The sequence below is a fragment of the Brachybacterium sp. FME24 genome, assembly GCF_014897705.1.
Classification (GTDB): domain Bacteria; phylum Actinomycetota; class Actinomycetes; order Actinomycetales; family Dermabacteraceae; genus Brachybacterium.
The window spans coordinates 1-13,773 of the sequence record NZ_JABUXV010000012.1 but is presented as its reverse complement, the minus strand read 5'-3'; the positions used below and the strand labels follow the sequence as shown (position 1 = coordinate 13,773).

At 68.7% G+C, this 13,773-nt stretch carries 17 protein-coding genes; 13 read left to right on the top strand and 4 right to left on the bottom strand.

The window, feature by feature from the left end; genetic code table 11:
• Positions 1-62: 62 nt before the first annotated feature.
• Both INT51_RS14255 and INT51_RS14250 read left to right on the top strand, forming a co-directional pair.
• Positions 63-629, top strand: coding sequence for a helix-turn-helix domain-containing protein (locus tag INT51_RS14255; RefSeq protein WP_193105996.1), 567 nt, complete (start codon positions 63-65; stop codon positions 627-629).
• Positions 630-750: 121 nt separating this feature from the next.
• On the top strand, positions 751-1,023 hold the full coding sequence (locus INT51_RS14250) for a type B 50S ribosomal protein L31 (protein WP_193105995.1): 273 nt from the start codon (positions 751-753) through the stop codon (positions 1,021-1,023).
• 51 nt (positions 1,024-1,074) lie between these two features.
• On the opposite strand, the gene INT51_RS14245 is transcribed toward INT51_RS14250, so the two are convergent.
• A complete protein-coding gene (locus INT51_RS14245) occupies positions 1,075-2,310 on the bottom strand; it encodes a GTP-binding protein (protein ID WP_193105994.1) in 1,236 nt (411 codons plus the stop codon).
• 58 nt (positions 2,311-2,368) lie between these two features.
• Here INT51_RS14245 and rpmB point away from each other — a divergent pair, with 58 nt between their 5' ends.
• The 8 genes from rpmB (at position 2,369) to INT51_RS14205 (ending at position 6,020) form a co-directional block, all read left to right on the top strand.
• On the top strand, positions 2,369-2,605 hold the full coding sequence (gene rpmB / locus INT51_RS14240) for a 50S ribosomal protein L28 (RefSeq protein ID WP_193105993.1): 237 nt from the start codon (positions 2,369-2,371) through the stop codon (positions 2,603-2,605).
• A gap of 20 nt (positions 2,606-2,625) precedes the next feature.
• Entirely contained in the window at positions 2,626-2,793 is a 168-nt protein-coding gene (gene rpmG, locus INT51_RS14235) for a 50S ribosomal protein L33 (protein ID WP_193105992.1), read from the top strand.
• Positions 2,793-3,098: a 30S ribosomal protein S14 gene (gene rpsN, locus INT51_RS14230; RefSeq protein WP_193105991.1), complete on the top strand. Its 306-nt coding sequence runs from the start codon at positions 2,793-2,795 to the stop codon at positions 3,096-3,098. The genes rpmG and rpsN overlap by 1 nt, the downstream gene beginning before the upstream one ends.
• A gap of 61 nt (positions 3,099-3,159) precedes the next feature.
• Positions 3,160-3,429 (top strand): type B 50S ribosomal protein L31, encoded by a 270-nt coding sequence (locus INT51_RS14225; protein WP_193105990.1) that lies wholly within the window; start codon positions 3,160-3,162, stop codon positions 3,427-3,429.
• Positions 3,426-3,551, top strand: a complete 126-nt coding sequence (ykgO, locus tag INT51_RS14220; RefSeq protein WP_193105989.1) for a type B 50S ribosomal protein L36 — start codon at positions 3,426-3,428, stop codon at positions 3,549-3,551. The genes INT51_RS14225 and ykgO overlap by 4 nt, the downstream gene beginning before the upstream one ends.
• 107 nt (positions 3,552-3,658) lie before the next feature.
• Positions 3,659-5,218, top strand: a complete 1,560-nt coding sequence (locus INT51_RS14215; RefSeq protein WP_193105988.1) for an FAD-dependent monooxygenase — start codon at positions 3,659-3,661, stop codon at positions 5,216-5,218.
• Between the two features lie 71 nt (positions 5,219-5,289).
• Positions 5,290-5,628 (top strand): MazG nucleotide pyrophosphohydrolase domain-containing protein, encoded by a 339-nt coding sequence (locus INT51_RS14210; RefSeq protein WP_193105987.1) that lies wholly within the window; start codon positions 5,290-5,292, stop codon positions 5,626-5,628.
• Positions 5,629-5,636: 8 nt separating this feature from the next.
• Entirely contained in the window at positions 5,637-6,020 is a 384-nt protein-coding gene (locus INT51_RS14205; protein WP_193105986.1) for an NUDIX domain-containing protein, read from the top strand.
• A 41-nt stretch (positions 6,021-6,061) separates the two neighbouring features.
• On the opposite strand, the gene INT51_RS14200 is transcribed toward INT51_RS14205, so the two are convergent.
• The 3 genes from INT51_RS14200 to INT51_RS14190 all read right to left on the bottom strand — a co-directional run bounded on the left by INT51_RS14200 (position 6,062) and on the right by INT51_RS14190 (position 9,347).
• Positions 6,062-6,670, bottom strand: a complete 609-nt coding sequence (locus tag INT51_RS14200) for a HEAT repeat domain-containing protein (protein ID WP_193105985.1) — start codon at positions 6,668-6,670, stop codon at positions 6,062-6,064.
• Positions 6,671-6,755: 85 nt separating this feature from the next.
• A complete protein-coding gene (locus INT51_RS14195) occupies positions 6,756-8,171 on the bottom strand; it encodes a sulfatase (RefSeq protein WP_193105984.1) in 1,416 nt (471 codons plus the stop codon).
• Positions 8,172-8,174: 3 nt separating this feature from the next.
• Positions 8,175-9,347 carry a Gfo/Idh/MocA family protein gene (locus tag INT51_RS14190; RefSeq protein ID WP_193105983.1) on the bottom strand — a complete coding sequence of 391 codons (1,173 nt, stop codon included), beginning with the start codon at positions 9,345-9,347 and terminating at the stop codon, positions 8,175-8,177.
• Positions 9,348-9,556: 209 nt separating this feature from the next.
• On the opposite strand from INT51_RS14190, the gene INT51_RS14185 reads away from it, so the two are divergent.
• The 3 genes from INT51_RS14185 (at position 9,557) to INT51_RS14175 (ending at position 13,303) form a co-directional block, all read left to right on the top strand.
• The gene (locus INT51_RS14185; RefSeq protein WP_304502198.1) at positions 9,557-10,588 is read left to right on the top strand and encodes a sugar ABC transporter permease; all 1,032 of its coding nucleotides are present in this window, start codon (positions 9,557-9,559) and stop codon (positions 10,586-10,588) included.
• On the top strand, positions 10,585-11,598 hold the full coding sequence (locus INT51_RS14180) for a carbohydrate ABC transporter permease (RefSeq protein WP_304502197.1): 1,014 nt from the start codon (positions 10,585-10,587) through the stop codon (positions 11,596-11,598). The genes INT51_RS14185 and INT51_RS14180 overlap by 4 nt, the downstream gene beginning before the upstream one ends.
• 61 nt (positions 11,599-11,659) lie before the next feature.
• Positions 11,660-13,303, top strand: coding sequence for an extracellular solute-binding protein (locus INT51_RS14175; protein WP_193105982.1), 1,644 nt, complete (start codon positions 11,660-11,662; stop codon positions 13,301-13,303).
• Positions 13,304-13,773: the final 470 nt, after the last annotated feature.

The following is a 13,773-nucleotide window of genomic DNA, read 5'->3' as shown; positions in this document are numbered from 1 at the left end:
AAGCCCGGGTCTCTGCCGACGACTCTAGACACGTTTTGCCCATGCGGCATAGTATCTTGCCCATGTCGCAAAACATTGATGATCTCGACGGCCTCGTGCGCAAGCGGATCCGCGCCCTGCGGATCGCGCGGGGCCTGTCCCTCGCCGATCTCGCCGCGCGCGCCCACCTCAGCCAGTCCACCCTCTCCCGGATCGAGAACGGGCAGCGTCGACTCGCCCTGGATCAACTGGTGACCCTGGCCCGCATCCTCGACACGAGCCTGGATCAACTGGTCGAGACCGCAGCCGACGAGGTCGTCTCCCATCCTGTCGTCGACCACGGCCTGGACTCCTTGCGCTGGCAGATCCGCCGCGACCCCGATTCCCTGATCCTGCGCCGACGGCTCACCGACCCTCCCCCGGAGCCCTCCCGTATGAGGGCTCACCCCGGCCACGAGTGGATGGTGGTGCTCTCCGGCACCGCGATCCTGCTGCTGGGAGAGCGCAGGTACCGGATCGAGGCGAATCAGAGCGCGGAGTTCCCCACGATGCTCCCGCACGCCTTCGGCTCCGAGGGAGGGCCGGCCGACGTGCTGATGATCGTGGACAACGACGCCCGACGAGGTCACCGGGAACCCGAGGCGGACTGACCTCGCACCCTCCGGCCTCACGACTGGTCGGGAATTTTTCGCCCCTCCAGCTTGTTGAAAGAGACCGCACCTGGCGCCGGCACTCCACGGCGCAGCTGCGACTCGACCCGGAAGGAATCCCATGCGCAAGAACATCCACCCCGAGTACCGCCCCGTCGTCTTCCGCGATGCGAGCGCCGACCACTCGTTCCTGACCAACTCCACCCGCACGTCCGAGAAGATGGTGACGTGGGAGGACGGCAGGGAGTACCCCGTGATCGACGTCGAGGTCTCCTCGGCCTCCCACCCCTTCTACACCGGGAAGGCCACGGTCCTCGACACCGCCGGTCGCGTCGAGAAGTTCCGTCGTCGCTACGCGCAGAACGTCGTCACCGCTCGGAGCGCCACGGCCTGAGAGCGCAGGAAGGGGCAGCCCCGGACCTCGAACCGGGGCCGCCCCCGTCCCTTACGCGATGCGCCGCTCCTCGGCGCCGCGCTCACCGAGCCACGGGGCGAGCTCGTCCTCCACCCCCATCCACGGGGCGAGGCCGAGGGCCCACTCCTCCGGGGTCAGCAGGCTTCGGGAGAAGGCGTGTCGCACCCGGAGCGCATCGCCAGCCTCGACCCCGGTCACGACCAGACGTGTGGTCGGCAGGTCGCGACCGGACTCGATGACCGCCCCGATCGAGACCTGACCTCCGGCCCCGTCCCACTGGCAGACGGTGCCCGGGCGGTCGGGGACCCAGAAGCGGCCGCGGCCACGAAGGCGGCCCGACCCGAGAGCTTCGACGTTCTCGAGGAATCGCCGCGGGTGGAACGGCCGCCTCGAGGACAGGTCGAGAGTCCAGGTGCCGTGATCCGACGGCCCTCCGTAGGACTCGACGGTCCGTGGGTCGCGTCGCGCGAGGCCCGCCCCGTGGTCGAGTCGGTCGCCGACCACCGCGCGGGCATCGACTTCGTAGAGGGAGGTGGCCAGCAGCTGGTCCGTGGACCGCAGGTGCTCGACGAGCTCGAGACCGGCAGCGGCCTCCTCGCCGTCGATGCCGTCCACCACGATCAGGTCGGAGTACTCGATCTGGGCGGCGAGCGCCTCTCCGACGCTGCGCTGATCCTCCGCAGCCCACGGCAGCCCGCGCTCGGCGAGCGTGTCGTCCCCGAGCAGATCATGGAGCGCGGTGGCGGCACCGAGCACCGCGGTGGCCCCCGACAGACGCCATCGCCCCTGCTCACGTACGAGAGTTCCGGCAACGATCGAGGGGTCCGCACTGATCGGCGGGACGAGCAGGATCCCGCCGATCCGCGGGTCCCTGGCCAGACGGTCCAGCGCCGGCACCGCGTCCTCCCGCATCGCGCAGGAGACGCAGGGGTGCTCGAGCTCGACCTCCACGTCCTCGAGCACACCGCCGGGCCCGACCACCAGACGGCGCAGAACCGCAGTCTCCGCCTCCACCTCGTAGCGCAGCTCGACGGCCCCGGGAAGGTCGAGCAGGAGGCTCGCCACCAGGGAGTCGCGACGCACCGTGTCCACGGCGGTGAGGATCGCGACGGGAACGGCGCGCGGGCCCGACGGGGACTTGGCGCCGCGCTGCGGGCTCCGGGCCCCCCGAGCTCGACCGGAGCCCGACGGGAGGCTCGGCCCGCGAGGGCCGGCTCCGGCTCCACGATCCGACGGCTCTCCATCCATCTGACGATCCTCAGCCATGCGGTGACTCACTCTCCTGCTTGCCGATAATGATTCTCAATAACTAGTATCGCTGTTCATGTCGCAACGTTGTCAAGTCACCGGAGCCGCACCGAGCTTCGGTCGGTCCGTCTCCCACTCTCATCGACGCACCTCGCGTCGCTTCGATCCCAACATCCAGAAGAAGCGCTTCCTCGTCCCGTCCCTCGGCCGGACCGTACGGCTGCGGGTCTCCGCCCGTGGCCTGCGCATCATCGATCGACGCGGGATCGAATCCGTCGTCGCCGAGATCCTGGCGCGCGGCGAGAAGCTCTGACCCTGAAAGGACTCCGCCCCATGGCGAAGAAGAACGACGTGCGCAGCACGATCAAGCTGCGCTCCACGGCCGGCACCGGCTTCACCTACATGACCACGAAGAATCGCCGCAACACCCCGGACCGCATGATCATGCGGAAGTTCGATCCCAGGATCCGGGCCGTCGTCGAGTTCCGGGAGGAGCGCTGATGGCGAAGACCTCGAAGATCGCCGCGGACCTCCGCCGCCGCGAGACCGTCGCCCGGTACGACGAGCAGCGCCGTGCCCTCAAGCGGACCCTCAGGGACCCGTCGGCCTCCACGAGCGAGAAGGTCCTGGCCCAGCGCGCGCTCCAGCGCCTGCCCCGGGACGCGAGCCCCACCCGTCTGCGCAACCGCGACGCGATCGACGGCCGCCCGCGCGGTTACCTGCGGACCTTCGGGCTCTCCCGGGTCCGCTTCCGCGCCGCCGCCCATCGGGGCGAGCTGCCCGGCATCACGAAGTCCAGCTGGTGAGCTCGCCGTCCACGCTCCGCACGACCGCCCACCACACCCCTCCCCGTGACAGGACATCAGCATGAAACCAGGAATCCACCCCGACTACCGGCCCGTCGTCTTCCGTGATGCGAGCGGAGACCTCTCCTTCCTCACTCGCTCCACGCGCAGCTCCGAGAAGACCATCACCTGGGAGGACGGCAAGGACTACCCCGTGATCGACGTCGAGGTCTCCTCGGCCTCGCACCCCTTCTACACCGGGAAGGCCACCGTGCTCGACACCGCCGGTCGCGTCGAGAAGTTCCGTCGCCGCTATGGGCAGAGGACCGGCGAACCGGAGGCCCAGGGATGAAGGTCCGCAACTCCCTGCGCTCGCTGATCGCGAAGCCCGGCGCCCAGGTGGTGCGGCGGCGCGGTCGCATCTACGTCATCAACAAGAAGGACCCCCGCTTCAAGGGACGACAGAAGGGCTGAGGCCGCGGGGCGCGCAGGCCCTGCGGTCCGCCTGCGCGCCCCGACAGGCAGGGCTACCGTGGAGCCACGGCCTGCACCAGGTCGATCCACGTCCCTGAGGTGACGAGATGGCCAGTGCCAGTGCCCCGCCCCTGCTCGAGACCGACGTGCTCGTCGTCGGCGCCGGCCCCACCGGACTGATGGCTGCGCTGGTGCTGGCCCGACGCGGCGTGCGCGCCCTCGTGATCGATGGCAAGCCGGGGCCGACGCGCGAATCCCGGGCGCTGGTGGTCCAGGCACGCAGCATGGAGATCTACGACCAGCTGGGCCTCGCGCAGGAGGTGCTCGACGGCGCCACGCCCGCCGTCCGGATCCAGATCCGCGGGGAACAGGGCCGTCGGGCTGCCGGCCGGGTGGACATCGCCCGGATGCAGGACGGCTGGACCCCCTTCCCCGGGGCGCAGATCTTCGAGCAGTCCCGGAACGAGGAGCTCTTGTCCGGGACACTGGCGGATCACGGACACCCTGTCCTCTGGGGTCATCGCCTGGAGACCCTGGCCGCGGGCACGCGGCCCGGCGACGAGCAGGTGAAGGCGCTGATCGAGGGGCCCGACGGCCCGCTGCGGATCCGGGCGCGCTGGTGCATCGGCGCGGACGGGGCGAGCTCTCCGGTGCGCCATCAGCTGGGCCTTCCTTTCGAGGGCGTCACCGATGACGCCACCTTCTGCGTCGCCGACCTGCACGGGGTCACCGGCCTGCCCGACAACACCCTGGCCGCCCGCTTCGGCGAGGAGAAGTTCGCGGTGATCTTCCCCCTGGGCCCCGGTGGGCATGTGCGCCTGATCTGGCTGCACGGCGATGACCACCCGGTCCAGGAGGCCGCCCTGGCGGAGGCTCGTTCCGACCTGGAGATCGACTACGACACCGTGGACTGGTTCTCCGCCTACCAGGTCCACCACCGCGTCGCCACCCGCTTCCGGCAGGGAGCCGTGTTCCTCGCGGGGGACGCCGCGCATGTCCATTCCCCCGTCGGCGGCCAAGGCATGAACACGGGCCTGCAGGACGCCCACCACCTCGCCAACCTCCTCGCCGACGTCGCCGCAGGTCACCTCGCCGACGCGGCGCTGGACCGCTACGAGCGCGAGCGCCGACCCGTCGCGCTCACCCTGATCAACGCCACGGACCGCGTCTTCGGGGTGATCGCACGACCTGGCCGCAGGACCGCGTTCGTGCGCCGGCGCGCCCGCGACGTCATGGCTGTGCTGGCGCCGCGACTGCTCAGCACCCGGCTCGGGCCCTACGCCGGCGGCCTGCTCGGGCAGTACCGGATCCGGTATCACGCCCACCCGCCCGGGCAGCAGCTGCCGCGGTGGGCGCGCGACCGCGCCGTCGGCCTGCGCCTCCCGCCCACCGACGACAACGCCGAGTCGCTCCGGGCGCTGACCTGGCAGCTGCACACCTACGGCGCCGCCGCGGACCGGCCGGCCGTGCCCGACTGGGTCGAGGGGCCTCTCGCCTTCGCGCCCGACCCGCGTGGGCGCCTGCGCGAGGACCGGCTGTACCTGGTGCGGCCCGATGGCTTCGTCGCCGCGGCGTTCCCGCTGCACGCCGGCGCTGCCACCATGCACGACGTCGCCGCGTCGCTGGCCGCCTACGACGTCGGCGAGATCGTCACCCGGCCGATCTGACGTCGCCGAGACGGCGCGCCCCTCCGGAACGCCGGAGCGCGCCGGCGCGGCTCCACGTGTACGTTGCCCGGATGGACCTGAACCACATCGCCGACCGGATCGAGAAGCTCTCCACCCAGTACGCGGAGGTCTACGGCATCGATCGATCCGCCGAGTGGGCTCTGTTGAAGCTCACCGAGGAGGTCGGGGAACTCGCCCAGGCCCATCTCACCGCGACCGGGCAGAGCCGTGACCGTGGGCTGACCGCGGAGGCGCAGCGCCGCGTCCTGGCCGACGAGGTCGGGGACGTGCTGGGGATGTGCCTGGTCTACGCGCGCCAGATGGGCATAGACCCCGAAGCGGCCGTGACGGAGAAATGGTTCCAGCACGAACAGGCCGACGCCGCTCCGTCCGCGCCTGCGGCACCGTGAGCTGACCTGTGGCGCTGAACGTCTCCTTCAAAGTCGTCCTGCTCGACGGTGGTGGGCGGGTCCTGCTCGGCCGCAACCCGCGCCAGGAGTGGGAGCTGCTCGGCGGGCGGCCCGATCTGATCGACGCCTCGCCCCAGGATGCGCTGCGCCGTGAGCTCCTGGAGGAGGCGGGCATCGCCATCGCCGTCGGCCCGCTCCTCGACTCCTGGATCTACGATCTCGGCGAGCTGGGCCGCATCTGCATCGTCACCTACCTCGCAGCCCCGGCCGCCGATGCGTCGCTGCTCGTCAGTGAGGAGCACTCCGACCTCCGCTGGTTCACTCCCGAGGAGGCGCTGGACGCGCCGATGCCGCAGGGCTACAAGAACAGCATCGCGGCGGCGACCCGATAGCCGGACCCTTCGATCACCGTCGCTCTGTGGTCCCCGTCGGGTCACCGATCGAACCGTCGGTCCAGGCGCTGCTGGATCGTGGCCAGTGCGCGTTCCGCGGCATGGGCGACGGCGCGCTCCTGGTCATCGAGTGCAGCGAGCACCACCGGCGTGTGCTCGGACTCTCCCACCACGCCCAGTGCCCTCAGCGCTGCCACCCGAACCCTCGGGGTGCTGTCCCCCTCGGCCAGGCGGGCACATTCGTCGGCCGCTATCGACTCCTCGTAGCGGGCCACGACCTTGGCGCACATCTCTCGTACCCGCCACGCCGGATCCGAGAGTCCCTGGCGGATCGCCGACGCCGCGAGCGGATGCCACTGGTGCAGCAGGGCCCGGGCCGCCCACACTCGGGGCCAGTAGCCCATGCCGCGGTCCGGCCAGGTGGCAGGATCACCCCAGGTCCCCGCGGCATCCACCCCGAGCCACCGCGGATCGGGAGGGGCCGGCGCACGGTCGCCCTCCGCTGCATCCCCCGCACCGAGAAGATCGCACCGGCCGCTCAGCACGTCGGCGCACCAGCTCGCGAGCTCCTCGAGGCCCAGCGCATCCGCTGCCGCGCGTGCACGGTCAGCGGGCGTCGCCCGGAGCCACTTCTCCGCCTCCTCGGCCATGGAGTGATGCTACGCGCCGGGACCCGAGGCAGTCCGCTGCGCCCGAAGCGGTCGCGAGGTGCTCCCTCACCACGAGGGCCCGGGGTCAGGCCAGCAGAGCCTGAGCCGACTCCTTCATCTCTGCCAGCCACCGATCGTGCATCGCGGTCAGCTCCTGGACGACGTCCGGGTGCTGCTCGGCCAGGTCCGTCGTCTCGTCCAATCCCGCCAACGTCGGCACGGACGGGCTGAGCTGCAGACCCTGCCCGATGTCGGTGTGCTCCACCTGGAGGATGCTCGCCCGCGCTGGTGACTCCGGATCGACGTACCGCAGCTTCCACTGCGGGGTGCGCACCGCCCACTGGAAGTTGTTGTCGAAGTGGAGGACGTCGTGCACGGGCGCCGAAGCGTCCTCGAGGGAGGAGCGCAGATCGATGCCGTCGCACAGGGCACCGTCCTCGACGCCCCGACCGCTCGCGGCGAGGAACGTCGGCGCCAGATCCAGGGCGCTGACCAGCGACGAGGAGACCGAGCCGGGCTCCGTCACGCCGGGCCAGGAGATCAGCATCGGGGTGCGGATCCCCCCGTCGAACAGGGTGTACTTCGACCCCTCCAGCGGGGTGTTGCGCCCGTAGTTGCAGCGCGATCCCCCGTTGTCCGTCATATAGACGATGATCGTGTTCTCCGCGAGGCCGGTCTCCTCGAGGTGAGCGCGCAGGCGCCCGATCTCGCGGTCCATGATCTCGAGCTGTGCCAGGTAGTACTCGCGCCCGTTCTCGAGATTCGGTTCCACCGCACCGTCGTACCAGTCGAGGTAGTCGTTGGTCTCGGCATCGAAATCCGGATGCTGCGGCAGCCCGCGAGCATCGAGCTCGTGCTGCGGCAGCTGCCAGGTGAAGTTGTGGACGGCGTTGAAGGCGACCATGGCGAAGAAGGGACGATCGTCCGGCACGTCGACGAAACCTATGGTGCGCTCGATGAACTCCTCGGTGAGGTGGCGCTCGCAGTCGACCGTCCGCGTGCCCTCCCACATCGGGGAGACGCCGTGGCGATGCGCCGCGTCGCCGTAGGCCTCCTCGTGCTCTCGGGAGTGATGCAGGTAGTGCAGGCGCCCCATGGAGTGCGCGGCGAGACCGTAGAAGGAAGTCTCGAAACCATGATGGGGAGGGCAGGCACGGCTGCCCACCTCGTCGGCGCCGTAGTGGATCTTCCCGAAGTATCCGGTGCGGTACCCGCGATCGCCGAGCTGCTCGGCAAGGCTGGGGACCGCCTCCGGTGCCATCGCCGAATCGGTGAACCAGTGCGAGCCCCAGCGTGCCTGGTGGACCCCGGTGATCAGGCCCGCACGCGACGGGCTGCAGATCGGCGCGGTGACGTACGCATTGTCGTAGACCCGCCCGTCGGCGGCCAGGGCATCGAGGTGCGGGGTCGAGACCGCCGGGTCGGTGTCCCGGAACCCGAGATCCCCGAACCCGTGGTCATCGGAGACGACGAGGACGATATTGGGGCGGCTGCCGACCACGGTTCAGGCCTGTCCCTCGTCGAAGTACGCACGCACGTCGCCCGGGACCGGCGGGATGTCGTAGGGCATGCCCCCGTTGCGGATCGATTCGGCGCCGTACACCCCCGTGGCCACGGCTTCGCGGGCCGCGATCACCGACACCTCGGTGGCGCCGCCGTCCCGGGCGAAACGCAGGAACTCGGCGACCAGGCTCGGGTCCGCGCCGCCATGGCCGCCGGTGGCCTGACGGACGACCTCGACCGCGTCGGGCCTGCCGGGCCCGGAGCGGCGGGACTCCCAGATGTGGATCTGGTCGCCGCTGCCGTCGCCCATGTTCTCGATCCGCCCGGCGTCACCGATCACGGTGTAGTTGCGCCAGTAGTCGGGCGTGAAGTGGCACTGCTCGTAGGAGGCGAGCACCCCGTTGTCCAGCGTCATGTTCAGCATCGAGATGTCCTCGACGTCGATGACCGGGTTCAGCTCCTTCTGGGTGCTCGGGGGCCAGGTGTCCTCGTCGTACCAGTCGCCCATCCGGCGATCGGAGTTGTCGCGACGGTCGGTCACGTCCCCGTAGACGGCCAGGTCACCGATGCCGGCGACGCGGCGGGTGTAGCCACCGGCCAGCCAGTGGATGACGTCGATGTCGTGGGCGCCCTTCTGCAGCAGCAGGCTCGTGGCCTTCTCCCGCTCGGCGTGCCAGTCCTTGAAGTAGAAGTCGCCGCCGGTGCCCACGAAGTGGCGGCACCAGATCGCGCGCACCCGGCCGATCCGGCCAGAGTCGACGATCTCCTTCATCTGCCGGATCACCGGCATGTGGCGCATGTTGTGCCCGACGAACAGGCGGGTGCGCTTCTCCATGGCCAGGGCGAGCATCGCGTCGGTGTCCTCGACGCGGATCGCCATCGGCTTCTCCGAGAAGGTGGGGATGCCGGCCGCGAGCGTCTTCAGCGCGACCTCGGCGTGAGCGAAATCCGGGGTCAGGATCATGACCGCGTCGACTTCGTGCTCCGACAGGAGCTGGTCGACGGTGTCGACGGCGGCCACCTCCTGCCCGAACAACTCGCGCGCCGTGTCCTTGCTGCGCGCGGTCGGGTCGGCCACGACCGTGACGCGGGATCCCTCCCCCGGCATGTGCGCGTGTCGGGCGAGGCCACCGCGAGCACCGAAGCCGATGACTCCGATCTTGAGGTCAGTCATGGAGGGGAACCACTTTCAACGAGGGGCACGGCAGCCGATCATCCCATCACCCCCGATTCCGGAACGGAGGAGCGGTGATCGACGCCGTGCCGATGAACCGATTTACAAAGTAGGTGAAAGCATTTACTCTCGACCTCACCCTGTCAAGGCATCGAGGCCCGGGGGATGAGCGCCCCACTCCGACGGGCACGACCGAGAGGACCGATCTCGTGAGCACGTCATCCACCGCGCAGTCCGCTGCGCCGCACGAGAAGGGGAGGAGCAGACGGATCAGCGGGACACCCGCCGCACACCGTTCCAGCTCGCCCCCGCCGCTCAGGTCGGCCCCGTCACTGCGCAGCCGCCTGCGCAAGGACTGGCAGATGCTGGTCCTGATGATCCCCGGGGCCATCGCACTGCTGCTGTTCTTCTACGTCCCCATCCTCGGCAATGTGATCGCGTTCCAGGACTACCAGCCCTACTACTCGATCACCGAGGCCCCCTTCGTCGGGTTCGAGAAGTTCCTCGCCCTCGCGGACGACAGCCGCTTTCTCCTCGCCCTGCGCAACACCATGGTCTACGCCGCGTTCCAGCTGGTGCTGTTCTTCCCGCTGCCGATCCTGCTGGCCCTGATCGTCGACTCGGTGATGAGCCCCCGGATGCGCAAGGCGTTCCAATCGATCGTGTACCTCCCCCACTTCCTCTCGTGGGTACTGGTCATCGCACTGTTCCAGCAGATGCTCGGCGGCGCGGGACTGATCAATCAGTTCCTCATGCGCGGCGGACTCGACCCGATCCCGTTCATGACCAATTCCGACTCCTTCGCCCTGCTCATCGTCGTGGAAGTGGCCTGGAAGGACGCCGGCTGGGGCATGATCATCTTCCTCGCGGCCCTTTCCGCCATCGACCAGTCCCTGTACGAATCCGCTGCGGCCGACGGGGCCGGGCGCGTCCGGCGCACCTGGCACATCACGCTGCCCGGCATGCGGCCGGTCATCGTGCTGCTGCTGATCCTGAACCTCGGGTCCATCCTCACCGTCGGATTCGAGCAGTTCATCCTGCAGCGCGACGCCGTCGGCGCGGACACCGCCGAGGTGCTGGACACCTACTCGTACTACACGGGTGTCATCGGAGGCGACTGGTCGATGGGTGCCGCAGCCGGCCTCGCGAAGGGCGTCGTCGGCACCGTCCTCATCCTCATCGCCAACAAGGTCGCGCACATGCTCGGCGAAGACGGCATCTACCGCGGGAGGCCCCAGTGACCGCACGTCCCGACACGCTCCCCGAGGAGACCTCCACGGCACCACCCACCTCGCGTGATGCCCGTTCCCCGGAGCGGAGGAAGGGTCGAGGCGGGGTCCACCGGCGGATCTGGGGCTTCGTCTTCGGGGAGTCCACCCGGCCCGCATGGATGGAGAAGCCCAGCTATCCCCTCGCCGCCGCGAAGACCTTCGTGATCATCGCGATCAGCATCTCTATCCTGGTGCCGATGCTCGTCGTGGTCTCCACCTCCTTGGCCTCCGGTGAGCAGATCCGAGAGGCCGGCGGGTACGTGCTGTTCCCGACCGATCCGACGCTCGAGGCCTACACGACGATCTTCGCCAGCCCCCTGGTGTTCCGCTCCCTCGGCGTCAGCGTCTTCGTCACCGTGGTCGGCACGCTGCTGGCGCTGTTCGTGACCATCTGCATGGCCTACGCGCTGAGCCGCCCCGTCCTGGGCGGGAAGTTCATGCTCATGGCCATCATCCTGACCCTGTTCTTCAGCCCCGGCCTGATCCCGATGTTCCTCATGATCAAGCAGCTGGGCCTGCTCAACTCCATCTGGTCCCTGATCCTCCCGGGGGTCTTCGCGGGCTTCAACTTCATCGTCATGAGGTCGTTCTTCATGGGGATCCCGTCCGAGCTCACCGAAGCTGCCCGCATCGACGGCGCGAGTGACTTCCGGATCCTGCGCACCATCGTGCTGCCACTGTCCAAGGCAGTGATCGCGGTGATCGGACTGTTCTACGCGGTCGGGTTCTGGAACTCGTTCTTCAACGCGATGCTCTACATCAACGACCAGTCGCTGTGGCCCGTCCAGATGATCCTGCGCAGCTACGTCATCCAGGGCACCTCGTTGACCGCCGACCAGCTGGGCGTCCAGCAGTCCCCGCCACCGCAATCCATCAAGATGGCCGTCGTCGTCGTCGCGCTGATCCCGATCGTCCTGGTCTACCCCTTCCTGCAGAAGTACTTCTCCAAGGGCGTCATCACCGGCGCCATCAAGGGCTGATGCCCACATCCCCACCCCACCGGTGCGCACTGATGCGCCACCGCCATGAAAGGAACCCCGGATGCGCTACCAGATCCGTCGACGTGACCTCTTCACCCTTACGGGAGCCGCTGCCGTCGCAGGCGGAGTCGCGGCCTGTTCGAGCAGTTCCGGCAGCGGCAACGGCGGCGCCGATGCCTCCGCATCGCTCGCTCTGCCCACGTATCAGGCACTCGAAGGCCTCACTCCCGATCTCGAGGGGAACGAGGACGGCCTGCACAACGTCTACCTCGAGGCTCCCGAGACTCTGATCCGGACCACCGAGAAGAAGCCGATCAGCTCCGGTGAGATCACCGCGCTCACGCAGACCTTCGCCACCCCGCCGACGCCGATGGACGCCAACCCGTTCTGGCAGCGCCTGAACAAGGCCGTCGGCGGGACCCTCGCCCTCGACATCGCCATCGACTCCTACCCGGAGAAGTTCGCGACGATCCTCGCGTCGGGCGACCTGCCCGACCTCATGTGGGTGCCGCCGAACCAGGGCATCCCGAACATCGGCCCCATGCTCGAGGCCCAGTTCACCGACCTCACCGACTACGTCTCCGGCGATGCGGTGCTCGACTATCCGAACCTCGCCGCGCTCACCCCCAGCTCCTGGCGCACGGCCGTCGTCAACGGTCGGATCTGGGGCGCGCCGATCCCGTCGACCCCGTTCGGCCAGGTGTACCTCGGCAATCCCACCGTGTGGGAGGAGGTGGGCGGCTTCCAGTCCGCCACTGCCGAGGAGTTCCTCGAGAAGTGCAAGGACGTCACGATCGCCGGCAAGCGCTGGGCGCTCGAGCCGTTCCTGCCCAACGCATTCCATATGTTCGGCGAGTGGTTCGGCGTCCCCAACCAGTACCGCGTCAACGAGGACCGCACCCTCACAGCGGGTCACCAGACCGATGAATACCTCGAAGCGCTCGAGTACGCGCAGAAGGTCTTCGCGGCAGGGGTGTTCTACCCGGATCTCAATCACGCCGAGACCGCGCAGGACTTCGCCAACGGCTCGATCGCGGCGATGGTCTCCGTGGGCCCTCGTGGCGCGAGCGAGGTCCGGAGGGACAACCCCGAGCTGCTCGCGGACATCCTGGTGCCCTTCTCCGCCGTGGAGGGCCGCCGCCCGGTGTACGACATGGGCTATGGCACGGTCGGCTTCACGCCCTTCAAGCAGACCGACGACGAGGCAAAGGTCCGTGAGCTGTTGGACCTGGTCAACTGGCTCTCAGCCCCCTTCGGGACCACCGAGTACATGCAGAAGAACTATGGGACCGAGGGCGAGGACTATTCGGTCGAAGATGGTAACTACGTGCCCACCGGAAGCGCCGAGGCAGACGTACCTGGCCTGCGCAGCGCCCTGCAGATCATGACTGCGGGCGAGGGGGTCATCTACAACCCCATCCCGTCGGACTCCGAGTACATCTACGCCAAGGAGCAGGAGCTGCTGGAGCTGATGATGCGCCGTCCCACCAACGGTCTCTACTCGGACACCAGTTCCAAGAAGGGCACCGAGATCTCCACCCGCCTGAACGACGTGCGCAACGATGTCATGCAGGGACGCAAGACGATCGACGACTTCCAGGCTGCGGTCAAGGAGTGGGAGGAGGCCGGCGGCAAGCAGATCCTCGAGGAGTTCGCAGAGGTCCTGCCCGAGGATGTGCCCGTCACCCCCAGCACCACGCTGTGAGCAGCGCAGGCTGAGTGCCGCAGGCGGAGCACGACTGCCTACGTTCCGAAGGCAGAGCACGGCGCCCCGACCGACCGCGAGAAGCGGCCGATCGGGGCGTCGTGCTGTCCGGAGGCGGTGGCGGCGATCTTCGGTCGGCAGCAGACCACGGTTGACACGGACCCGGCCGCCAAGCGCCGCACTGCGCTGCTCTGCTCTGCTCTGCTCTGAGGCCTACCGGTCCTGTTCGCGGTGGACTTCTTTCCTCCCCACCACGAGTTATCCACAATTTCCCCCACAATCCCTGAATCCCTTGCCCGCAACGAACAAGCATTCTAAAATAGAGGAATAATCGGGCAACCGTTCGAGAGGCACTCCACGGCGAGTGAGTGTCGTTCCTCGAACCGTGCGGCCCGTCCTGGATGCGTGAGGGTGAGGAGGTGGCTGTGATGACGACACTGGAGTTCTCCGGTGGGGAACTGATCGAAACC